22 protein-coding genes are annotated in these 19,930 nt (G+C 60.6%); 6 read left to right on the top strand and 16 right to left on the bottom strand.

Annotation, left to right across the window (positions count from 1 at the left end; all coding sequences use genetic code 11):
* Positions 1 to 24: 24 nt before the first annotated feature.
* The 6 genes from FN369_RS01970 to FN369_RS01945 form a co-directional block, all read right to left on the bottom strand.
* A complete protein-coding gene (locus FN369_RS01970) occupies positions 25 to 1,389 on the bottom strand; it encodes a replication-associated recombination protein A (RefSeq protein ID WP_178087609.1) in 1,365 nt (454 codons plus the stop codon).
* Between the two features lie 80 nt (positions 1,390 to 1,469).
* A complete protein-coding gene (locus tag FN369_RS01965) occupies positions 1,470 to 2,015 on the bottom strand; it encodes an OmpA family protein (RefSeq protein ID WP_142524534.1) in 546 nt (181 codons plus the stop codon).
* A gap of 6 nt (positions 2,016 to 2,021) precedes the next feature.
* Positions 2,022 to 3,095: a beta-propeller domain-containing protein gene (locus FN369_RS01960; protein ID WP_246189483.1), complete on the bottom strand. Its 1,074-nt coding sequence runs from the start codon at positions 3,093 to 3,095 to the stop codon at positions 2,022 to 2,024.
* A gap of 94 nt (positions 3,096 to 3,189) precedes the next feature.
* Entirely contained in the window at positions 3,190 to 4,029 is an 840-nt protein-coding gene (locus FN369_RS01955; protein ID WP_150003885.1) for a TonB family protein, read from the bottom strand.
* Between the two features lie 36 nt (positions 4,030 to 4,065).
* Positions 4,066 to 4,503 carry an ExbD/TolR family protein gene (locus FN369_RS01950; protein ID WP_142524531.1) on the bottom strand — a complete coding sequence of 146 codons (438 nt, stop codon included), beginning with the start codon at positions 4,501 to 4,503 and terminating at the stop codon, positions 4,066 to 4,068.
* Positions 4,500 to 5,240, bottom strand: a complete 741-nt coding sequence (locus FN369_RS01945; protein WP_142524530.1) for a MotA/TolQ/ExbB proton channel family protein — start codon at positions 5,238 to 5,240, stop codon at positions 4,500 to 4,502. The genes FN369_RS01950 and FN369_RS01945 overlap by 4 nt, the downstream gene beginning before the upstream one ends.
* A 318-nt stretch (positions 5,241 to 5,558) precedes the next feature.
* On the opposite strand from FN369_RS01945, the gene FN369_RS01940 reads away from it, so the two are divergent.
* The 5 genes from FN369_RS01940 to FN369_RS01920 all read left to right on the top strand — a co-directional run bounded on the left by FN369_RS01940 (position 5,559) and on the right by FN369_RS01920 (position 9,163).
* Entirely contained in the window at positions 5,559 to 6,422 is an 864-nt protein-coding gene (locus FN369_RS01940) for a J domain-containing protein (RefSeq protein ID WP_142524529.1), read from the top strand.
* Positions 6,391 to 7,383: a CHASE2 domain-containing protein gene (locus tag FN369_RS01935; RefSeq protein WP_142524528.1), complete on the top strand. Its 993-nt coding sequence runs from the start codon at positions 6,391 to 6,393 to the stop codon at positions 7,381 to 7,383. Before FN369_RS01940 ends, FN369_RS01935 begins: the two co-directional genes overlap by 32 nt.
* A complete protein-coding gene (locus FN369_RS01930; RefSeq protein ID WP_142524527.1) occupies positions 7,380 to 7,946 on the top strand; it encodes a hypothetical protein in 567 nt (188 codons plus the stop codon). Before FN369_RS01935 ends, FN369_RS01930 begins: the two co-directional genes overlap by 4 nt.
* Before the next feature lie 123 nt (positions 7,947 to 8,069).
* Entirely contained in the window at positions 8,070 to 8,597 is a 528-nt protein-coding gene (locus tag FN369_RS01925) for an NUDIX hydrolase (protein ID WP_142524526.1), read from the top strand.
* A 35-nt stretch (positions 8,598 to 8,632) separates the two neighbouring features.
* On the top strand, positions 8,633 to 9,163 hold the full coding sequence (locus FN369_RS01920; RefSeq protein WP_142524525.1) for a DUF1318 domain-containing protein: 531 nt from the start codon (positions 8,633 to 8,635) through the stop codon (positions 9,161 to 9,163).
* Here the strand turns inward: FN369_RS01920 and FN369_RS11010 are convergent.
* The 3 genes from FN369_RS11010 to FN369_RS01905 are packed head-to-tail and all read right to left on the bottom strand — an operon-like array spanning position 9,139 to position 11,871.
* Positions 9,139 to 9,858, bottom strand: coding sequence for a hypothetical protein (locus tag FN369_RS11010; RefSeq protein WP_178087608.1), 720 nt, complete (start codon positions 9,856 to 9,858; stop codon positions 9,139 to 9,141). The genes FN369_RS01920 and FN369_RS11010 overlap by 25 nt on opposite strands.
* Positions 9,855 to 10,619 carry a hypothetical protein gene (locus tag FN369_RS01910; RefSeq protein WP_142524524.1) on the bottom strand — a complete coding sequence of 255 codons (765 nt, stop codon included), beginning with the start codon at positions 10,617 to 10,619 and terminating at the stop codon, positions 9,855 to 9,857. Before FN369_RS01910 ends, FN369_RS11010 begins: the two co-directional genes overlap by 4 nt.
* Entirely contained in the window at positions 10,612 to 11,871 is a 1,260-nt protein-coding gene (locus FN369_RS01905) for a bifunctional 3,4-dihydroxy-2-butanone-4-phosphate synthase/GTP cyclohydrolase II (protein ID WP_142524523.1), read from the bottom strand. Before FN369_RS01905 ends, FN369_RS01910 begins: the two co-directional genes overlap by 8 nt.
* 166 nt (positions 11,872 to 12,037) lie before the next feature.
* Between FN369_RS01905 and FN369_RS01900 the strand changes: the two genes are divergently transcribed.
* On the top strand, positions 12,038 to 13,768 hold the full coding sequence (locus tag FN369_RS01900; RefSeq protein WP_246189482.1) for a cytochrome c biogenesis protein: 1,731 nt from the start codon (positions 12,038 to 12,040) through the stop codon (positions 13,766 to 13,768).
* Positions 13,769 to 13,816: 48 nt separating this feature from the next.
* Here the strand turns inward: FN369_RS01900 and argH are convergent, their stop codons facing one another.
* The 7 genes from argH to atpG form a co-directional block, all read right to left on the bottom strand.
* Positions 13,817 to 15,208: an argininosuccinate lyase gene (argH, locus tag FN369_RS01895; RefSeq protein WP_142524521.1), complete on the bottom strand. Its 1,392-nt coding sequence runs from the start codon at positions 15,206 to 15,208 to the stop codon at positions 13,817 to 13,819.
* Positions 15,205 to 15,945 (bottom strand): pseudouridine synthase, encoded by a 741-nt coding sequence (locus FN369_RS01890; protein ID WP_142524520.1) that lies wholly within the window; start codon positions 15,943 to 15,945, stop codon positions 15,205 to 15,207. Before FN369_RS01890 ends, argH begins: the two co-directional genes overlap by 4 nt.
* On the bottom strand, positions 15,924 to 16,892 hold the full coding sequence (gene tilS, locus FN369_RS01885) for a tRNA lysidine(34) synthetase TilS (RefSeq protein WP_178087607.1): 969 nt from the start codon (positions 16,890 to 16,892) through the stop codon (positions 15,924 to 15,926). Before tilS ends, FN369_RS01890 begins: the two co-directional genes overlap by 22 nt.
* An 85-nt stretch (positions 16,893 to 16,977) precedes the next feature.
* Complete coding sequence (locus FN369_RS01880; RefSeq protein WP_246189481.1) at positions 16,978 to 17,298, bottom strand: DUF971 domain-containing protein; 321 nt, start codon at positions 17,296 to 17,298, stop codon at positions 16,978 to 16,980.
* A gap of 5 nt (positions 17,299 to 17,303) precedes the next feature.
* A complete protein-coding gene (gene atpC / locus FN369_RS01875; protein WP_142524518.1) occupies positions 17,304 to 17,717 on the bottom strand; it encodes an ATP synthase F1 subunit epsilon in 414 nt (137 codons plus the stop codon).
* Positions 17,714 to 19,126, bottom strand: a complete 1,413-nt coding sequence (atpD, locus tag FN369_RS01870) for a F0F1 ATP synthase subunit beta (RefSeq protein ID WP_142524517.1) — start codon at positions 19,124 to 19,126, stop codon at positions 17,714 to 17,716. Before atpD ends, atpC begins: the two co-directional genes overlap by 4 nt.
* A 28-nt stretch (positions 19,127 to 19,154) precedes the next feature.
* Positions 19,155 to 19,930: ATP synthase F1 subunit gamma (atpG, locus tag FN369_RS01865; protein ID WP_142524516.1), on the bottom strand; the 776-nt coding region annotated here is incomplete at its 5' end.

Raw genomic sequence — 19,930 nt, 5'->3', positions numbered from 1 at the left:
GAGGGGGAAGGGGAAACATGAGGACTAAGGCTCCGGGCGCTGGGTCGGCGGCTGCTGCACCGCTTGCGAGCGAAGCGCCTGCCATCGTTGCAAGCGTTCGGCGATTTCCTTTTCTCCTCCACGATCCGTGGGATGGTAAAAGGTACCGGGAGCGACTCCGTATCCCTGCGGAGAGATCGCCTCGGGATAGGCGTGGCTGTATTGGTAACCGACCCCGCGACCCATCCGGGCCGCCCCTGCGTAGTGACTGTCCCGCAGAGCGAGCGGAACGGCGACCGTCTCGCCTTTTTCCACCGCTTCGATCGCTCGATTGATCGCCGCGTAAGCGGCGTTGCTCTTCGGTAAGGTCGCTAAATAAACGGTCGCTTCGGCCAGGGGAATTCGGCACTCCGGCATACCGAGCTGCTCGACGGCTTGGCTGGCAGCGACAGCGAGAGGCAGGGCGGAGGGCTCGGCAAGGCCAACGTCTTCCGACGCCAAAATCACGAGCCGGCGGGCGATGAATCTCGGGTCCTCCCCGGCAACGAGCATCTTTGCGAGCCAGTAGAGGCCCGAATCGGGATCTCCTCCTCGAACCGCCTTGATGAATGCCGAAATCGTGTCGTAGTGCTCGTCTTCCTCCCGATCATAACGAGGCATCTTCCGTCGGCACGAGTTCTCGGCGGCTTCCACGTCGATTTCGATAGACCCGTCCGCGGAAGGAGGAGTGGTGAGAACGGCCACTTCCACCGCGTTGAGGAGCCGCCGAGCATCCCCCTCCGCCGTAGCAAGCAAGTGTTTCCTGGCCGCCGGATCGAGACGGCATCGAAAGCCACCGAGACCGCGCTCGGAGTCTTCCAGAGCGCGGACGAGGATCCGATCCAATTGAGCCAAGGAGAGCGGGGTAAATTCGAATACTTGGGAGCGGGAAAGAAGCGGAGCGGAAAGAGCGAAGCAAGGATTGTGCGTTGTCGCCCCGATCAACCGAATCACCCCCTCTTCGACGCCGGAAAGGAGGCTGTCCTGTTGCGCTCGATTGAAACGATGAATCTCGTCCAAAAAGAAGACCGTCGGCTCGCCCCGCCGAGCGTAGTGGAGAGATGCGCGCTCGAGGATCTTTCGAAGCTCCGTGACGCCGGAATCCGCGGCGTTGAGTCGAGCGAAAGGTCGTCTGGTCGCACAGGCAACGGCTTCGGCAAAAGAAGTTTTGCCGCTGCCCGGCGGTCCAAAAAGAATCACCGAACCAAGCCGATCGGCATCGACCAAGCGGCGCAAAGGTTTCCCCGGCGCGAGCAAAGATTCCTGTCCCACGATTTCATCCAGGCTGCGTGGTCGAAGCCGAGTCGCTAGAGGCACGGCTCTCGATTGGGTCGGTTTGGTGAAGCTCGCCGTCGGGAAGAGTTCGTCCACGCTTGGATGATACCGCAATTCGGCGCTCGCGACAAAACATGCGCTACCTACGCCTAGGGAAGGCCGAGATAGACGAGCCGCTATTTTTCGATGACGCCCAACTCCACCCGGCGATTTCGGGCGTAATCCGCTTCGGTGTGGCCCGGTGTCGCCGGCCGATCTTTTCCGTAGCTGATGGTATGCAGCCGCTGGGGAGAGACCCCGAGGCCGATGAGATATTCGCGTACCGCCAGCGCCCGACGTTCCCCGAGGCCCCGATTATACTCTTCGGTACCCCGCTCGTCGCAGTGGCCCGCCAAGAGGAGACTCCTCTCCGGATTTTCCGCCATCCATTGGGCCGCCTTCTCCAGCTTCCCTCGCTCTCCGCTCGGAATGGCCGAACTATCGAAGGCGAAATAAACGGTCTCCGCATGAAGCGGAGCATAGTTGACGTCGCTCTCCGGGTTGAAATCCCCACGGCTTGGCAGAGGGGAGGTGGTAAGGGATTCCTCCTCCGGCGCCGAGACGCCTCCGCCCTTCTTGGGTCTAGCACAACCAGCGACTCCAACGGCAAGGACCAAAGAAAGAAGGATCTCGGGAGAGGCGATCGTCGCGCGTAGGCAGTGGAGGAATCGGGATGGATTCATGTGCGTTCAGGGGGAAACGGAGGGCTCGGAACAACGAGAAAGGCCGTTCGGGAGGGGCGCGATCAGCTTGGTCACCGAATCCATGAGATAGAGGGCACCGCCATGGGCAAAAACCAAGTGGCGGGAGTTTCTCGTCCAGGATGGATCCTCCCCGCCTCCGCTGCTCAGCAATGTCGCCGTCGCAGAAGAAAGTTCATATTCTCCGATTTGGAATTCCCCTCCGATTCGAGCGGCGTATGCGATTTTTTGCCCGTCGGGAGACCAATCGGGCTCGGAACTATAGGCATTGCCGGTCAGCAGACGGCGGGCCGACCCGCCCTGCGCCGGGATCACGAAAAGCTGCACGCTGCCCCGTTCATCCGAAGTATAGACGATCTCTTTCCCATCAGGAGACCAGCAAGGAGACGTATTGGTTGCCCGATTGTGCGTCAGCCGACGGGGAGTGCCACCATCGACCGGCATGAGGTAAATTTCGGGATTGCCGTCTTTGCTGAGGGTGAGCGCCAGCATGAGGTCGTCCGGGGAAAAGGCGGCGCCCGAGTTGATGCCGGGGAAAAAAGCGACTCGGCTTCGGGTTCGTTTGCCGAGTTTCACAATATAGACGTCAGGATACCCGCTTCGATAAGACGTGTAAACGAGAAGCGCCCCGTTGTGACTCCACCGAGGATGGGCGCTGATCGACCGGTCCGCCGTCAGACGTTGCACGTTCGCTCCATCGATATCCATGACGTAGAGTTCCTTGTATCCGGTTTCCTGCGAGATGAAGGCGACTCGGCTGGTCGCGAAGCCGGAAACGCCGGTGACCTGCTGCGTGATCGCGTCGGCGAATTGGTGGGCGATCAGGCGCAGATCGCCGGTGAAGGTCCGCTCCACCGGCGGGGTCTTTTGATGGCGGTCGACGATGCGACCGGCAAGCGAGCCGGCTCCCACCGTCGCCGACGCCTCGAAGCGCTCGCTTTTGCCGGAACCCACCTCAATCAGGAGGGTTCTGGTCAAATCGGCGCTGACGATCGAATGGGCTTTGGCCCCGTCGGGACCGCCGAAAGGGAGCAGCGCGACGGCTACCCTGCCCCCCGTCACCTCTACCTGGCCCCAAGAGGAAACGATCGACGAAAGGACCAGAACGAGAACGAGGAGTCCCGGTGCGGTTCTTCCTCCGCGAGGAGATAGCGCATCAGCGCACCATGCGGAAGGTAACCGTAACGGTCTCCGGCACGTCGGAGGGACGCGCCTCTCCAACCGTTTCGACTTGATCAGCCGCTGCCAAAGCGGTGCGGTCGAACTCCTCATTGCCGGATGAACCAAGAAGGACAGGTTTAGAGATGCGGCCATCCTTGGCAACGAAAATCTGGACCTTTGCAACCAGGTTTTGGGCCGCTAGATGGAGAGGCTGGTCCCAGGCCGCATAGAGACGATCTCGAATGAGGGCATAATACCAGCTCGGGCCGGATGACGGGGAGCCGGAAGAGGAAGCATTTGCTTCTCCGGCTCCGCTCGGATTGCGTGGAGACCCGCTCGATTTCACCGCCTCGGCGGCGCGATGAGGGACCATTGCAGGCGGCTTGGCCGCAGCCGATCCGATGGGAAGCGAGCGGGTGACCTCGACCAAATTCGGACGAACGGGCGATTTCCGAACGGCCTCGATATGCTTTTTCTGGGGAGAGACCGATGCCGGCTTGCTAGGGATGGAATCGGCCTTGCTCGGCGACGAAACGGCCTTGGAGGACCTTTCTATCTCAGTCACCGCCGGGGGCGTTCGCGTTGCGGAATGGGGCGGCGAGGAAGAAGAGAGAGGCGTCGGCAAGGAGCCCCCCTGCGGATTGCCCACGGACACGGGAGAAAAGAAGCCCGGAGAAGCGGGCCGGGTCGCGACGAACTTGGTGATCAAGAGGAGAAGAAGCAGCGCGAGTAAATGGCCAAAGGCGACCAAAGGATAGGTTCGCCGAAAGGACCGAACCTGGGATGACTCCACGGCGGGGAGCGATCGTTCGCGGGGGATCGAGTCGCGCGGCACGGTGTCTCTTATACTGAAGGCAGAAGGAGCGCCGCGTCAAGGGCGGGCAGGAAGATCTCCCGACGGCTCATCGGTATGGACCAGAGCCACTTGGGGAACCCCGCCGGCCTGCAGGGTATCGAAGACGGTGACCAGGTCTTGGTACCGAAGGTCTCGGTCGGCTCGAACCGCCACCGCGAGATCCGGTTGACCACGAAGGGCCTCCGCTACTTTGGCGGGAAGCTGCGCGATCGTAATCGGCTCGCGATTCCAAAAGAGGCTCCCCTTCCCCGTCACCGTGAGAGTCTGGACGGATCGTGGGTCGGGAGACCGACGATTCGGGGCCGCTTGTGGAAGAGAAACGTCGATTCCGCTTTCCAGGAGCGGTGTGGTAATCAGAAAGATCACTAGGAGAGTGAAGGCGAAGTCGAGCATCGGAGTCACGTTGAGCTCGGCAAAGCCTCGCGCCGACGTCCTCTCGGAAAAGCGTTTCATAGCTCGGGCTCCAGGAAAGATCGCTCCAACTCGCTCTGCAACTCCGCCGCAAAATTCTCCATCCGTATGGTATGAGAACGAATGGTCGCAACGAGAAAATTGTAGGCGAAAAGAGCCGGGATCGCCACCAGAAGACCGGTTACCGTGCAGATGAGAGAGCCGGAAACTCCCGGCGCCATGGCCGCGAGGGACGCCTTTCCCACGATCGCGATGTCGCTGAATGCGTCCATGACCCCCCAAACCGTCCCCAAAAGGCCAAGGAAGGGGGCGCCGGATGCGGCCGTCGCCAAAAGCACCATCTGCTCTTCCAGGAGCAATCCTTGAATGCCGATCTCACGTTCGATCGCTCCCTGGACCGCTTTCATGGCCGCCGGCTTGACCGAAATTCCGGGGAGCAGTTTTTCGAGCGGTGGATCTCCGTGGCGCGAGGGAGGATAGGCTTGACGGAGGAGCTCGCGAAAGGCGGAAGAATAGATGGCATGCTCGGGCGATCCAGAAAATCGCTCTTGGTTGACAAATGGGAGATACCAGTCTCCAGCACGCAATCGTTGGAGAAAACGATGGGTCTGACGGCGGGCGAAACGGAGCTGGCCGAGCTTTACGATGATGACCGTCCAACTCAGCGAAGAAGCAAGAACGAGCAGGAGCAGGATCAGTTTGCTCGCCGGAGTCGCCTTCTCAAAAGCGTAGAGCAGACCGGCGGAGGCAAAATAGTTGACCAAGCCGAAGCTTTCCATAATCTGGAGTGAGCATGCGCGTTCGCCGCTTTCCCGTCAAACGGACCGCGTACGGAGACCGTGGCTCTCATGGCAGGATGGCAATCTTCGAAATCACCCCCTAACCCTCCTCGGGGCGTCGCCATCGTCGGCGATCGGCTCTTTTCCGATCCCCGAATGGCCGCACGAGCCGATCTTCTCTTTCGAGAATGGAGATCTTCGGTCTAGGTTGGCAGGAAGGAGGATCCAGAAAACTTGCATAACGGCGGCTCGTCTTTGCGGCGGTCCCGATACCGAAGTTGGCCCTCGCCCTCGTATTCCCCACCCTGTCGCTCGCTCTTGCTCGTCGAGGAGCAATCGATCCGGAGAAATTGGGAGGAGCGCTACCGGCGGATCCAGCAGCGGCTCGGACGGGCGCAAGAGCGCATCCACCGATTCCTCTCCCGCGAACGCGAGCGTTTCCATGTCTGGACCGAAAAGCACTTTCCGGAACTGACTCGCGAGATCGCCCGCGAAGGGGGGTATCTCCACGAGTTGCGGTGGCTTGTCTTCGAAGTCGAGTCGATGAGTTGGCTCAAAGGGCAAGGGCCGGCCTTGGCCTATCGCAAGGTGTTGGAAAAGCGCCGCTCGCAGCGGCCGGCGCAGGAGCCAGAGTCGAGAGAGGCGAAAAAGGATCCGCCGGACGAACGTTTGGGTTCGGGACTCTGCGACGGCGGCGCGATCGCGGAAAAGAAACGCCGTTTAAAGAAGGCATATCGGATCCTGGCAAGAAGGCTCCATCCCGATGTAAACGGCAACGGCGATACGAGACGAATGGAACAGTGGAGGGCCGTTCAGCTCGCCTACCAGACGGGGGACCTGGAGCTCCTGGAATCCTTTTGCTTGGGGAATGACAGCACACCGGGAGAGAAGGAGCCTCTCTCCTGCCTTGCGGAAAGAGTGGGTCGAGCGGAGAAAACCCTGCTACGCTCTCTGCAAGAATTGCGGAACTATCGAAAAGATCCTGCATGGGGCTGCGGTCGGAAAGGCTGGGAGACAACCGTGGGACCCAAGGTCGAGGCTTGGCTTCGGGCGCGCCTGGCCGAGATGAGAAAGGAGGCTCGCGCGCTGAAGGGTCGAGTCCGGCAGTGGCAAAGAGAGTCGGAAAGAATGGTTCGTGCGGAACAGGAACGTGAAAGAGACAAGCAGCCAGACGCAGACTGACGACGGCGTTTCCACTTCCGCCGAAACCGCATGGCGGCGGACGGAAAAAAAGAGATTGCAGCTTGCAGGGCTGCTCGCTTTGCTCTGGTCCGTCATCTTGGCGGTCTTCGCCTACGAGGGACTCTTTTCGGAGTGGGAAGAAATGATCACCCGATGGGAAGATCTCCCCCCGTCCGATTCGAAAAGCCGCCATTTCGCCCTCATCGCCATCGAGCATATTCCGGCTGACCGTCCTTGGCCATGGCCTCGGCTCGAATACGCCCTTTGCCTCCGTGGATTGGTGGCGCAGCTCCCGCAAAGCGTCGTCTTCGAGGTTCTCTTGAGCGAGAAAGGGGCGAAGATGAGTTCCTTCGATCAGACTTTTGCCTCTCTCGTCCACCGCGTCGACCACGTCTGTTTCGCCGGGGATGCGCTGCTGGAGGAAAAGCAGGGGGAGCCCCTCCCCGCGGGAGCGGTACGGCTCTCGGGCTCGCCGAGGCTGGGCACCCTGACGGAGTACCGTTCGGTCATTTGGCCCGGAGGACCCTTTGCCAGCGAGGGCTCGGTAGGGCTCGCCAATCTGGATGTCGGCTCTGGAGAGGTTCGCTCTTTGCCGCTCGTATTCCGTGTAAAGGACGCTCTCGTCCCCTCCTTGTCCTTGCAGGCGGCCGCGGTCTACCTCGGAGCGGACTTAGCGAAAACGAGCGTGCGCCTCGGCCATGCGATCGTTCTTCGAGACCGGCAGGGGAAGCGAATCCGCACGATCCCGGTGGATGCCCAAGGACGGATCACCCTCCGCTATCGCCGATCGCCCGAGACGATCCCGCGCGTCGATTTCGATAGCTATCTGGTTTATGCCGATCAGGCAATCCGTGGGCAGCTCAGCGATGATGAGCTGCCGCCGCTTCCGGCCGACAGGTGTGGATCGGGGTTACGGACGGTGCCATCGTCCCGAAATTGGCTACGCCGCTGGGGAAAATGACGCCGGTAGAACTCCAGATGCAGATCTCCCGGCAGATCGTCGAAGGAGAGTTCGTCCGTCCTCTTCCTTGGTTCGTCGCGGCCGCAATGGCTTTTGCTCTCTGCCTTTGGGGAGCCCGGCTCTTCGTCCGGTTGCCCGCCGTCGGCGCACTCCCGGCGATCGGCGCGCTCTTCGGCGGCACCGTCCTCGTCTCCGTCGTGACCTTTTTCTTTGTCGGTCTCACACTTCCTCTATGCACCCTCTTTCTTGCTACGCTTGGCGCCGTGATCTGCGGGATAGCGGTTCGGCTCTGGAACTTTTCTCCTTTGCAACCGCCAACCCCGACGGAGAGGCCAACGGTCGTGGTGGAAGTAGCCACAACGGCATCTCCTTCCCCTCCCGCCTCTCCGGCCAGAGCCGTGCCTTTGGGAACCAATCCAGCGAGAAGCCCTTCCGTGCCCCCTGACGAAGAGGTGCCTCTCTCTCCTTCTCTGGCTCGCCTACAAGGCGCCCTGCGACGCTTGGACGAACGACGTCGCAGGGAGAGCTCATCCAATGGGACCAACCGATCGGGCAGCGGCTGAGCGGGCGCGATGGTCCCTTTCGGAAAGCGGAGGGAGCAACGGGGCAGAGCCGGAGTGACCAGACAGGGGAATTTTGCCGGAAAAAACGAAAAAGAGCAGGAAAGGAGAGACGCGGACCGACGAATGAATGCCCTTCTCGAGCTCTTCGACATCGTGGATGTTACGGATCGGGTAGTAGGTCGCAAGCCGCGCTCCTGGGTCCATCGTTACGGGCTGCGCCATCGAGCGGTTCATACGCTCGTTTTCAATGCGCGCGGAGAGCTCTTTTTGCAAAAGCGTTCGCTCACGAAGGACCTCAATCCCGGGCTTTGGGACTCTTCTTGCAGCGGGCATGTCCTTGCGGGGGAAACATACGATCAGGCAGCCTGGAGAGAGCTGGGCGAGGAATTGGGCATCACGGATCCCATTCCTCTCCGCCCGGTCTGCAAGCTCGCCGCCAAGCAGGAGACTGGAAATGAATTCATTTGGGTCTACCAGGCGCAGTCCGACGGACCCTTTTGTCTCCATCCGGGAGAGATTTCCGAAGGGCGTTTCCTGGAAATTCGCGATTTGGATCAGGAGCTTCTCGTCGGTCCAGCTCGCTTTTCTCCGGTCTTTGTCCACCTCTGGAGCCGACTACGACACCAATTTCTCCCTCGTGGAATGCGGTAAGGCATGGCCGCTTTCTCGGAGAGCGAGCTAGCCCGATGCGGGTCGGCAAAATGCTCTTCCTGGTTTGCTCGGTGGCCGCCTTGGGCTCATGCGCCCAAGTCCGCCTCTCCTCTCCCAACCCCCTGCTCTTCGACGTGGACGTCGATACGGAGATTCGCAGTCCTCCGTTGCAGTCGAGAGACGGAGCCGCTGCAGCGAACCTGCAGCAGAAGCGGCGAATCCATATGTCGGAGGTGCAGGCCTTGAAGAATGCGCACATCGTCGGGGAGACGAGGAACGGCTATCTTCAGATTCTGAAGGAACCCGAGGAGAGCGTCTACCGTTCCTATGTGGACCGAATCGTGGAGGAAGAGAATCGCGCTCGTTATCTCCTCTATTCGACCGAAGCCAAGAAAGAAGAGAAAAGCCTGACTCGAATCGAAGCGCGCTACGGGGAACGGTGGAGGGACGACGCCTTCCCGGGAGAGTACGTCCAGCAGCCAGATGGAAGTTGGGCCAAGAAGGAAGATCCGGGGCAGGAAGCCGCTCGACCGGCCGACACTCATCGGAGAGCGTCGGGCGGCTGAATGTTCGGGTCCGACACGGAGACCGGAGAGGACGAGTCGGGGAGGCGCACTCGATGCGGAGGGGGGCCGGGATGTTCCGGAGGAGGCGCGGCAGGGCCCATCGGCTCCACGCTTTCGGGTACGAACACTGCGAGAAACTCGTCCGTATGGGGGTCATAGACGGAAAACGGAGCCAAATAACCGCGAAGCCGGTATTCAAAGTCGTTGTCGGCCGTCCGCTTTTTATTGAGCAGTCGCCAAGGAGCGACGACGCCCCCGGGAGTTTCCTCGAAGACCACCCATCTGGCCGCCGACCAGGGCTCATTCACGCGTTTGACCCAACCCCATCCGCTGCCATCCTTGTCGTAGGAACGATGCCCAATGAACTCTTCGATTCTGACTCCCGGCGGCGGATTCAAGGGCTCTGGAGCTTGTTGGGACACGGGGCGGACGGGCTGAGCGGGTACCGCCGGCGCCTCATTGGGGCTCGGGGAAGCCGAGAGAGGCGGCGGAGGCTGGGAGGAAACCTGCGGAGGCGGCTCCTCGGCGTGCAGCGGCAGTAGGGAAACGAGGCAGAACGAAAGGGTGCCGAGCGGGAGAGAGCGGCGCCACAAGAAGAGAAATCCCGAGAATCGAGAACCGAGCGGAACCGGAGCGGGCCCGTTTGCAAGGCCTGCCGGAGGGGAAAGCTCGGAAGCGCCCCCCGCCGGAATCATTGAGCCCATTTCGCTCCCTTAGACAAATACGGCAGGCTCGCCGTGGCATAGTCCGTTCGCCCTACGGCGCCGACCATCGGAACTCCAAACCTCCTCTTCCACCATTGAGAAAAGTCCTCTCCCGAATGACAGCCCCAACTTTTGACGGCCGCCCGGCGGAGAAACGCCTTTCGTTGGATCTGACCCAGGTCTTTTTCATGGAGGCATTCCTTCGACATGTTATCGAAATAGGTGCTGTAATCGAACATCAGGCAGGCCCGGTTCGAATGGCCGAAGTAATCCAAGCTGCCGATGGGCATGACCTTCCGATCATGTCCCGCGTTCAGATAGTTGATGAGCTGTTCGGTGGTGTCGAACCAGTAGAGAGGGATCTTCAGTACGTTGGCTTGGTCGACGATCTTCGGAAGGATGTCGAGCCGTTCCTCTCGGCTGCGGGACGCATAGGCTGGACGATAGACGAGCCAGGAGATGGTCACCCCCGACTTTCCCTCCGCTTGCAGCTGCAACTGTTCGAGTCGTGCCACGGCGGCCCTTATGAAGTTGCCCCAATACTTGTCGTGGGAATCGGCTTTGCCGTGCTCGAAAAATCGAAGCGCCGGTCCTCCGCTGATCACGATCCACTCCTGCTGGGCGGCCTCTTGCGCCGCCGTCAAGGCGGGCTCGCTCATCAGCAAAAATGTCGACAGAACCGCAAATCCGAGCCAGCGCGCCGGATGGCTCCGGAACGGACGGCACGGGGCCGGGGGCTGAGGCTCAACCATCGATCGGTCGTTTTCCCGAAGGAGTTCCGTTGAGTAGTTCGCTCGGGATGAGATGGCCGAGTTTGTCCACCTTGGCTTGCAGGTATCGGCGGTTATAATGATTCGGCTCCCCATGGAGAGGAATCCGCTCCACGATCTCCAGACCATATCCTTCGATCCCGATACGCTTGACCGGATTGTTCGTCAAGAGCCGTAGGCGATGCACGCCTAAGGCACGCAAAATCTGGCAGCCGATTCCGTAATCCCGGTTGTCCGGAGCAAACGCAAGAGCGATGTTCGCCTCTACGGTGTCGAGTCCGGCCTCTTGCAGCTTGTAAGTTTTGAGCTTGTTCAGCAGACCGATCCCCCTGCCTTCTTGCCTTAGGTAGAGGAGAATGCCTTTCCCTTCCCGCTCGATTCGCGCTAAGGCAAGGGCGAGCTGCTCTCCGCAATCGCAGCGTAGGGAGTGAAACACGTCTCCCGTGAGGCATTGAGAGTGCACTCGGGTGAGCACGGCTTCCTCCGGAGACCAGTTCCCCTTCGTCAGCGCCAGATGCTCGTCGCCCCTCAGCACGTCGCGAAAGGCGGTCAGAGAAAACTCGCCGAAGACGGTCGGCAGAGAGACCGTGATGGCCTTTTCCACCAGGGACTCGTTCCGCAATCGATGGGCGATCAGATCTTTGATCGTGACGATCTTCAGCTGAAACTCAGAAGCCACCCGCAGGAGATCGGGCACCCGGGCCATCGTTCCATCGGGATTCAAGATTTCTACCAGCACTCCGGCCGGGAAAAGGCCGGCCAGACGCATGAGATCGACGGCGGCCTCGGTGTGGCCGGCCCGGCGCAGTACCCCTCCCTCAGCCGCGCGGAGGGGGAAGATATGACCCGGACGACAAAAGTGAGCCGGTGCCGCATGCGGATCGGCTAAGGCGCGGACCGTTTTGGCTCGATCGGCCGCCGAAATTCCGGTGGTGGTGCCGATCGTGTAGTCGACCGAAACCGTAAAGGGAGTCCCCTGAAGCGCTGTATTCTGCTGCGGCGCAACCATCCAAGGCAAGTTGAGTTGATCCGCCCGTTCATGAGTGATCGGAACGCAAATCAGCCCCCGGCCATGCTGCGCCATAAAGTTGATCGTCTCCGGCGAGCAGAGCTCCGCGGAAGCGATGAAGTCCCCTTCGTTCTCCCGATCCTCGTTGTCGACGACGATCAGCAACTTGCCTCGGCGAAGCTCGTCGAGGGCTTCTTCAATCGAAGAGAACGACGATTGGATCATGGGAAAGAAGGAATTCGGCCTGCTTTGCGCCAACCCTCATGCGGGGGAAGGCAAGCCTCGCGATACCAGCAGTATCTTTCGAAGGCCGACGGCGACGGAGGGCTTGCCCATTTGCGAAACGAATCTCTCTCGTTCGGGAGATTGCATACTATATACGAGAAGATTATTGTCTCGGCAATTGATGCGTGCGGTTTTCCTCTCTCTCTCCTGGTTTTTCTTTCTGCGGATCCTCTGCTCTCCGGACGCGGCGGCCCAAACCGGCTGGGAACGGGACTTTGCACAGATTGCCGTTCAGGATCATGGAAGAAAGAAACCCCTGACGAGCTTCGCAAGCGAAAGCTGTCTCCTTCTTTCCGGAAAGCAGAGCTTGGTTTTGCCCAATCGAGGAAAGATGGAGTCCCTACCCCTCTTGCTTTCCCTTTGGCTCTCTCCGGAGGGATGGGAGAAAGAGCCGATCCTTCTGGTCGGCGAGCCGCTTCTGCGGGAGGCGCTGGGACTGCCGGCCTCGCGCACGCGCTTCTCCTTCGACGAGCTGAAAGGCAACCAAGCCTTGCGCGCACTTACGCTGCGGCTCGGAGCCCGCGAGACGGCGGGCGACGCTCAGGATTCGCCTCAAGCTCGGCTGGAGCGGGCGTTACGCGGGCTCACGGAACGCATGGATCTTTTTTCGCGCATCGTTTCGGGAGAGGCCCTGACAATCGTGCCGGAGCCCGAGGGAACGGACGGCCGGTGGCTTTCGCTTCCCGAAGCGAAGGCGGCCTATCCGCCGGAAGTCACGGCCAAGTTGGATCTGCTCTGGGAGCGGATGCGCGCCGCCGTCCTCTCGAAGAATCAACGCGAAGCCGGTATGGCCGCCTCGGCCCTTGCCCAGGAATTGCGTAGTCTCAATCCGTCCCGATATCCGGACGCCGGCAAGCTCCGTTTCGAAGAGACCTACCGCGAGCTTCGCCCTTGGCAGTGGGCCTGGATCTGCTATGCCGCCTCCGCGATCTCCCTTGCCCTGACCGCAGCTTGGGGGAGACGGATCGGCTACGGTCTCGGCTGGGCATTGGCGTTGGCCGGCTTTCTCTTCCAAATCTACGGCTTCGCCTGCCGCATCGTCTTGGCCGGCAGACCTCCCGTTACAAACATGTACGAGTCGATCATTTGGGTCGCTTTCGGCGTCGTGTTTTTCGCCCTTGTCTTGGAAGCGATCTACCGATCCCGTTATCTCCTCCTTGCGGCCATGCCGATCGCGGTTCTCTGCCTCCTTTTCGTCCAGACACAACCTCTGATATTCGACCCCTCCCTCCAACCGTTGGTCCCAGTTCTCCGGAATAATTTTTGGCTTACGGTCCACGTCTTGAGCGTCACCTTAAGCTATGCGGCATTCGGCTTGGCCCTCGGATTGGGAGATCTTTATCTATGGCGCTGGTTGCGCCTCGGTTCCGGAAGGAAGCGGGGGGAACACGTTCTGGCGCAGTATATCTACCGCTGTCTCCAAATCGGGGTCTTCTTTCTCGCGACTGGGGTCGTCCTCGGTGCAGTCTGGGCCAATTATTCCTGGGGACGCTTTTGGGATTGGGATCCGAAGGAAACCTGGGCGCTGGTTGCCCTCCTCTGCTACTTGGCCCTCCTCCACGGACGCATCGCCGGCTGGTGGGGCGAGCTGGGTCTCGCCGCCGGCTCCGTACTCTGCTTCCTGAGCGTCTTGATGGCTTGGTACGGTGTAAACTTCGTCCTCGGCAAGGGGCTCCATAGCTATGGATTCGGCAGCGGAGCGGTCGGTCCCGTAGCGGCCTTTGCCCTAGCTCAATTCCTGTTCGTGCTCTGGTGCGGATGGGCTGCGTGGCAGCGAAGAGGCGATGGCAAAGGAGAGGCCGCTCCGATCTCGGCATCGGAGATCGGCCGTTCCTGAGGGGTTTTTCGATCCCTCAGCATCGGGGCACGCCGGGCGCCGTAAGGACTACGAAGCTTCCGAATGCAATTCCCTGCGCCACCTTTCGATCTCTTTCCGAACGAAAGTCGGGCGGCAGGAGCCCTCGGTCTGTCTCCTCTCCAAGGCGGCCCGAGGGTTCCAGAGGAGAGGCCACGCTTCAGGAAGGTCGGGATGGACCGGGGCGATCTCTTCCGCAGATAATCGGGAAAGGGGGACGTTTTTCGATTCGGAGAAGGCAATCAATCGGCCGACCGCATGATGCGCCTCACGAAAGGGCATTCCATGCTCGACGAGCCAGTCGACTAGATCGGTGGCAAGGAGACCGGGATCGGACGCGGCTTGCTCGCATCGATCTCGGTGGACGACAATCCCGGGGATCAGCGCCGCCAGGATCCGAAGACACCCTAGGATGGTGTCGGCACTGTCGAAAAGAGGCTCCTTATCTTCCTGCAAATCGCGGTTGTAGGTAAGAGGGAGACCCTTCAGGAGCACTAGAAGCGAAAGAAGGTTTCCGGAAAGGCGCGCCGCTTTCCCGCGGACGAGCTCAAGGGAATCCGGGTTCTTTTTTTGTGGCATCAAGCTCGAGCCGGTGGTGAACGCCTCCGGAAGCGAGACAAACCCAAACTCGCTGGTCGACCAGAGAATCAAGTCTTCGGCAAATCGGGAAAGGTGGACGCCCAATAGGGCAAGAGCGGAGAGATACTCCACGACAAAGTCGCGGTCGCTCACCGCATCCATGGAGTTGTGCGCTACATCCGAGAAATCGAGCAGCTCCGCTACGCGCCGACGGTCAAGCGGGAGAGTGCTTCCGGCGAGCGCACCGCTTCCGAGCGGAAGCACATCTGTCCTCCGCCGGCTCTCGAAAAGGCGATCCGAGTCGCGGGAGAGCATTTCCACGTAGGCGAGCAGATGGTGAGCGAGCAAGACCGGCTGCGCCCGCTGGAGGTGGGTATAGCCGGGAAGCAGAACGTCGCAATCGCGCTCCGCCCAATCGACGAGCGCCCGCTGAAGCGCCCGAACCGCCTCCCGGTCGGAATCGATCTCCTCCTTCAGCCAGAGCCGTAAGGCCGTGGCAATCTGATCATTGCGACTGCGGCCCGTATGCAATTTCGCTCCCGCGGGAGTGCGCGTGATCAGAGCGCGCTCGATGTTCATGTGAAGATCTTCCCAATCGGTCGACCAACGGAAGACCCCCGTGGCGATCTCTTCCTCGATCGCCCGTAGTCCAGACACGATTTCTTCCTCTTCTTCGGCGCTGAGTAGGCCCGCTTCCCGCAACATCGTCGCGTGAGCAATGCTCCCGCGTATATCGTGCCGGTAGAGACGCCGGTCGAAGCTGACCGATTCGGAAAATCGTCGAAGCAGGGCGTCGGGCGTCTCTTGGAAACGCCCTCCCCAAGGGGGAGTGGGGGCATTCATACCGAATGGCTCCGGCGGCGCGCTCGGCTCTCCGGCCGAGCGGGGAACGAGGGCTGCAGGAGGGCTGCAATCTCGGCTCCCGAGAGGAGTCGGTATCGCCCGCTGCCAAGCGAGCCGAGAGAGAGGGGGCCATAGCCGACGCGCACGAGCCGAACTACCTCGTATCCGATGGATTGGAACATGAGCCGGATTTGACGCTTGAGCCCTTGATGGACCACGACCCGAACGCGCCGGGAGCCGAGGAGCTCGAAGGAATCCAGGGAGACAACACGTCCTTGCAAGCGGCATCCGCGAAGGAGGATCGCGATTCTGGAAACATCGGCAGGAGCGTTGCATTCTACCTCGTAGACCTTCGGTATCTGATGGCGCGGGTGGGCCAGTCGTTGGATAAGGCTACCGTCGCTCGTGAAGAGCAGAAGCCCTTCGCTATCCCGGTCGAGACGACCGACGTAGCGCAAATTTCTCCAGCGCGGAGGCAATAGATCGTAGACGGTTTGCCTCCCCCGAAGATCGAAGGAAGTGCAGAGGAACCCTCTCGGCTTGTGCAGGAGAACGGTCAGGCTGGACGACGGGCGTACGGGGCGGCCGTCGAGGGCAACCGCGTCTCCCTCCTCGACATGCTTGGCCAGCCGATTTTGTATCGAACCGTTGACGGTTACTCTGCCCTCGAGGATCAGTCGTTCCACCCCCCGGCGGGATCCGAGGCCGCAGCGAGCTAAGAATTGATTGAGACGCATGGCTCTCCCTCCTCTTTCCGTCTAAGAGAAATCGCTCCGTCCGACCGAATCGCTTTCCACCCTCCGCCCAAGGAAAGCTGCTTGCCTCCCCGCGGCTCGGAAGCGAGCCAGCGTACCGATTCGACGTCGGCAAGGGAAACGTCGGGTACGCCCCGCCGACGCAGCCATAGATGAATCCACCGCCGCTGCTCGGCGACCGGGGCATTTCGCAACTCCACGACCGAAAGTCCCTCCTCCTCGGCCCTTTGACGAACCAGTCCGGTCATCCATTCCTCTTCGTCAATTCGGACTCGGCAGAAGCGAAGCAGCGCACGACGCGCATGGCGAGAAAAACGCTCCTCCAAAAAAGGAATCAATTCATGGCGGACCCGGTTCCGGAGATAGCGGCAATCCTGATTGGATCGGTCTTCGCGCCAGGAGAGATTTCGAGCTTTTGCATATTCTCGCATCTCCTTTCGTTCGATCCAGAGAAGAGGTCGATGGAGGCGCAAGCCATTCCGCAGCTCGAACTCGCGCATGCCCCGTGCGTGCGTTCCGCCGCCGCGCAAAAGCTGCAAAAGAAGAGTTTCCACTTGATCGTCCGCGTGATGGGCCAATGCCAGGTCGCAGCAACCCAAGGAACGGGAGGCTCGCGCGAAGAAATCGTACCGCTCTCTCCTTGCCGCTGCCTCGGAATCTCGAGCAGCCGAAGGCGCCTTCTCTTGCCGATAGGGCAATCCGTACGATGCCGCCAAGCGGCCGACGAAGGCGGCATCTTCGCCGCTTTCGGGACGCCACCCGTGATCGAAGTGGAGAACGATCGGCCGCTTCCCGGACAGGACCAGTGCATCGAGGAGAACGCAGGAGTCGAGGCCTCCGGAAACTCCGACGAGAAGTCGGGAGGGCAGCTCCTCCACGACCGAGAGAATCGCGTGGAGAAGATGGGAAGGCGGGGCTGGCGGTTGCACGGCTTTCGCAAGAAGCATAGGAGGAGTAGCGAAGGGGCGCAAGCGCTCGCCCCGAGCCCTCCCGGGAGAGCATCGAGGCGCCGGGCTACCCGGGCGACGGTTCTTCCGCTAGGGAGAGGAGATAGGAAAAAGGATAGATGCCGGTTGCATGACCATCCCCCCAGACGATTTGGAGCGCATATCCTCCGACGGGCTGGAGGGAACGGACGAGGAAGCTCTCCGGAGAAAAGGCTTTCGGCGCCGGGGCATACGTTTTGGTCGCACTGCTTTCCCCCTGGCAAAGGGCGCAGGGGCAGTTACGCCGAAGGTTCTCCAACCGGAGGAAACTCTCTCTTCCATCATTCCAACGGATGGCCAATTCGGCTCCGATTACCTGTACATCCACCAGACTGAGCGGGGCGGACACGGGCGCTAAGCCGAACGGTGCCGGCGTTTCACCTTGAGCTGAGCCAGAGATCGGGCCAGAAGAGCCGCCGTGGCAGCCTGCTCCTCTTCGCCAAGCTCCTTTCGACGCAGAGCCTGCTGCGCCCGCTCGACGGCTTCCGCTACTTTCGCCTCCTCGATCTCTTCCTCATAGAGGGCCATATCGGAAAGGAGCGTGACACGTTCGGCGGAAATCCTCACAAACCCTTCGCCTACCGCCAGCACCTTGCGCTCTCCTCCCGATTGCAGGATGAGCTCGCCCGGCACGATCCGCGTGATCAGGGGCTCGTGGTTGGGGAAGACCCCCATTTCCCCTTCCTGCCCGGGAAGGGTCACCATATCCACATCTTGCGCGAGGCGAACCCCTTCGGGAGTGACGATGTCAACGTGAAGTTGGCTCATTTGCCGCCTGCGACAACCTGGTCGATCGTCCCCTTCATGTAGAAGTTCCCTTCGGGCACCTCATCGTGCTTCCCATCGAGAATTTCTCGGAATCCTCGAATCGTTTCCGCAACCGATACATACTCTCCTTTTGTCCCGGTGAAAACTTCGGCAACGTGAAACGGCTGGCTCAGGAAGCGTTGAATCTTCCGCGCTCGATAGACCGTCTGCTTGTCTTCCGGAGAGAGCTCATCCATTCCGAGAATCGCAATGATGTCCTGCAGATCCTTGTACCGCTGAAGAACGCGCTGTACCCCTCGGGCTACGTTGTAATGCTCCTCTCCCACGATATCCGCAGCAAGCGCCTTCGAAGTTGACGCCAGCGGATCGACCGCCGGATAAATCCCCTGCTCGGCAATCGAGCGCTCCAGAACGATCGTAGAATCGAGGTGCGCGAAGGTGTTCGCCGGGGCCGGATCGGTGAGGTCGTCGGCGGGCACGTAGACGGCCTGGAAAGAAGTGATCGAGCCGGTTCGGGTCGACGTGATACGCTCCTGAAGCGCCCCCATCTCCGAGGCGAGCGTCGGCTGGTAGCCGACCGCACTCGGAGTGCGCCCCAAAAGAGCCGACACTTCTGAGCCGGCCTGGGAAAAACGGAAGATGTTATCGATGAAGAGCAGGACGTCTTGGTTCATTTCGTCCCGGAAATATTCCGCCATCGACAGGGCGGAAAGGCCTACGCGCAGCCGGGCCCCGGGCGGCTCGTTCATCTGTCCATAGACCAAGGCGACTTTCGATTCGGAGAGATTCTCGAGGTTGATTACCTTGGCCTCCGCCATCTCGTTGTATAGGTCGTTCCCTTCACGAGTTCTTTCGCCGACGCCGGCAAAGACGGAAAACCCTCCGTGCGCCTTGGCGATGTTGTTGATCAACTCCATGATTACAACCGTCTTGCCGACGCCGGCGCCTCCGAAGGCGCCCGCTTTCCCTCCTCGGAGGAAGGGGCAGATCAAGTCGATCACTTTGATCCCCGTTTCGAGGATCGCCGCCTTGGTGCTCTGGGATGCGAGATCGGGTGCTCTCCGGTGGATGGGATAGCGCTTCGTCGCGGCAACCGGGCCGCGCTCGTCGACCGGTTCCCCCAAGACGTTGAAAATCCGCCCAAGCACAGCCGGTCCGACAGGGACGGAAATCGGCTGACCCGTATCTTCCGCTTCCATGCCGCGCCGAAGCCCGTCGGTGCTCGACATGGCCACCGCGCGGACCCACCCCTCTCCGAGATGCTGCTGGGTCTCGAGAGTGAGCGTGATGGGCGCCCCCTCTCTTTCGAAACGAACCACCAAAGCGTTATAAATCGCCGGAACGCTTTCTTCCGGAAATTCCAGGTCCACGACAGGACCGATGACTTGAACGATTTTGCCTGTGCTCATGAACGATTTCTCCTATCTGCGTAGAAGCTCACTCGAGCGCAATTTGCGCCGTGGCGATTTCCAGGATTTCACGCGTGATACCCTCCTGACGCGCCTTGTTGTATTCGAGAGTCAAATCAGCGACGAGCTGCTTGGCATTTTCGGTGGCATTCTTCATCGCGATCATGCGCGCACTGTGCTCCGACGCGAGGCTGTCGAGAATCGCCTGATAAACATTCCAATCGACGAAAAAGGGCAAAAGTGCCTCGAGCAGCTCCTCCGGAGAAGGCTCGAAATTGTCCGGAACGGTTGGAGCGGCTGCCGACTCCTTCTGCGCCAAAACATCCGACGCAAGGGGAACGAGAGGGCGAATTACGACCGTCTGCACCAAGGCGTTGACGAAATGAGAATGGGCGATATCGATCGCGTCGATCTCCCCGGAGGAAAACTTGTCCAAAAGGAAACGACTGATCCGCTTGCTCTCCCGAAACGTGAGGTTGTCGCGCAATTCGAAGTCGGCTGCCAAGAGGCTTTCCCCCGAGGGGCTCGGCAAACCGGCAAGAAAGCTCCTCGCCTTCCGACCAACGCTGACATAAATCCGATCCGGTCCGTGCCGGCGGAAAAGCTCTCGAAACAGATTGGTGTTCAAAGGCCCGCAAAGGCCCTTGTCGGTCGCAATGACCAGCACCCCGCGCCGGCAAACGGGGCGCGGATTGAGAAGCGGATGGCGGAGTTGGCCGGCCTGTGGAACGAGACTCTGGGTGATCTCCTCAAGCAGCTTCTGGTACGGCCTGCCTTCGAGTGCACGTAGCTGAGCCCGCCGCA

The sequence above is a fragment of the Methylacidimicrobium cyclopophantes genome, from assembly GCF_902143385.2.
Taxonomy (GTDB): domain Bacteria; phylum Verrucomicrobiota; class Verrucomicrobiia; order Methylacidiphilales; family Methylacidiphilaceae; genus Methylacidimicrobium; species Methylacidimicrobium cyclopophantes.
The sequence above is the reverse complement of the archived record's forward strand: the minus strand, read 5'-3'. Positions and strand labels throughout refer to the sequence as shown.

What these genes read in the sequence shown, in the direction of transcription:
- FN369_RS01965 (WP_142524534.1), bottom strand. Translation starts at nt 2,015, where the DNA reads ATGAATCCATCCCGATTCCTCCACTGCCTACGCGCGACGATCGCCTCT.
- FN369_RS01950 (WP_142524531.1), bottom strand. Translation starts at nt 4,503, where the DNA reads ATGAAACGCTTTTCCGAGAGGACGTCGGCGCGAGGCTTTGCCGAGCTC.
- FN369_RS01945 (WP_142524530.1), bottom strand. Translation starts at nt 5,240, where the DNA reads ATGGAAAGCTTCGGCTTGGTCAACTATTTTGCCTCCGCCGGTCTGCTC.
- FN369_RS01930 (WP_142524527.1), top strand. Translation starts at nt 7,380, where the DNA reads ATGACGCCGGTAGAACTCCAGATGCAGATCTCCCGGCAGATCGTCGAA.
- FN369_RS01925 (WP_142524526.1), top strand. Translation starts at nt 8,070, where the DNA reads ATGAATGCCCTTCTCGAGCTCTTCGACATCGTGGATGTTACGGATCGG.
- FN369_RS01920 (WP_142524525.1), top strand. Translation starts at nt 8,633, where the DNA reads ATGCGGGTCGGCAAAATGCTCTTCCTGGTTTGCTCGGTGGCCGCCTTG.
- FN369_RS11010 (WP_178087608.1), bottom strand. Translation starts at nt 9,858, where the DNA reads ATGATTCCGGCGGGGGGCGCTTCCGAGCTTTCCCCTCCGGCAGGCCTT.
- FN369_RS01910 (WP_142524524.1), bottom strand. Translation starts at nt 10,619, where the DNA reads ATGGTTGAGCCTCAGCCCCCGGCCCCGTGCCGTCCGTTCCGGAGCCAT.
- FN369_RS01905 (WP_142524523.1), bottom strand. Translation starts at nt 11,871, where the DNA reads ATGATCCAATCGTCGTTCTCTTCGATTGAAGAAGCCCTCGACGAGCTT.
- argH (WP_142524521.1), bottom strand. Translation starts at nt 15,208, where the DNA reads ATGAATGCCCCCACTCCCCCTTGGGGAGGGCGTTTCCAAGAGACGCCC.
- FN369_RS01890 (WP_142524520.1), bottom strand. Translation starts at nt 15,945, where the DNA reads ATGCGTCTCAATCAATTCTTAGCTCGCTGCGGCCTCGGATCCCGCCGG.
- atpC (WP_142524518.1), bottom strand. Translation starts at nt 17,717, where the DNA reads ATGAGCCAACTTCACGTTGACATCGTCACTCCCGAAGGGGTTCGCCTC.
- atpD (WP_142524517.1), bottom strand. Translation starts at nt 19,126, where the DNA reads ATGAGCACAGGCAAAATCGTTCAAGTCATCGGTCCTGTCGTGGACCTG.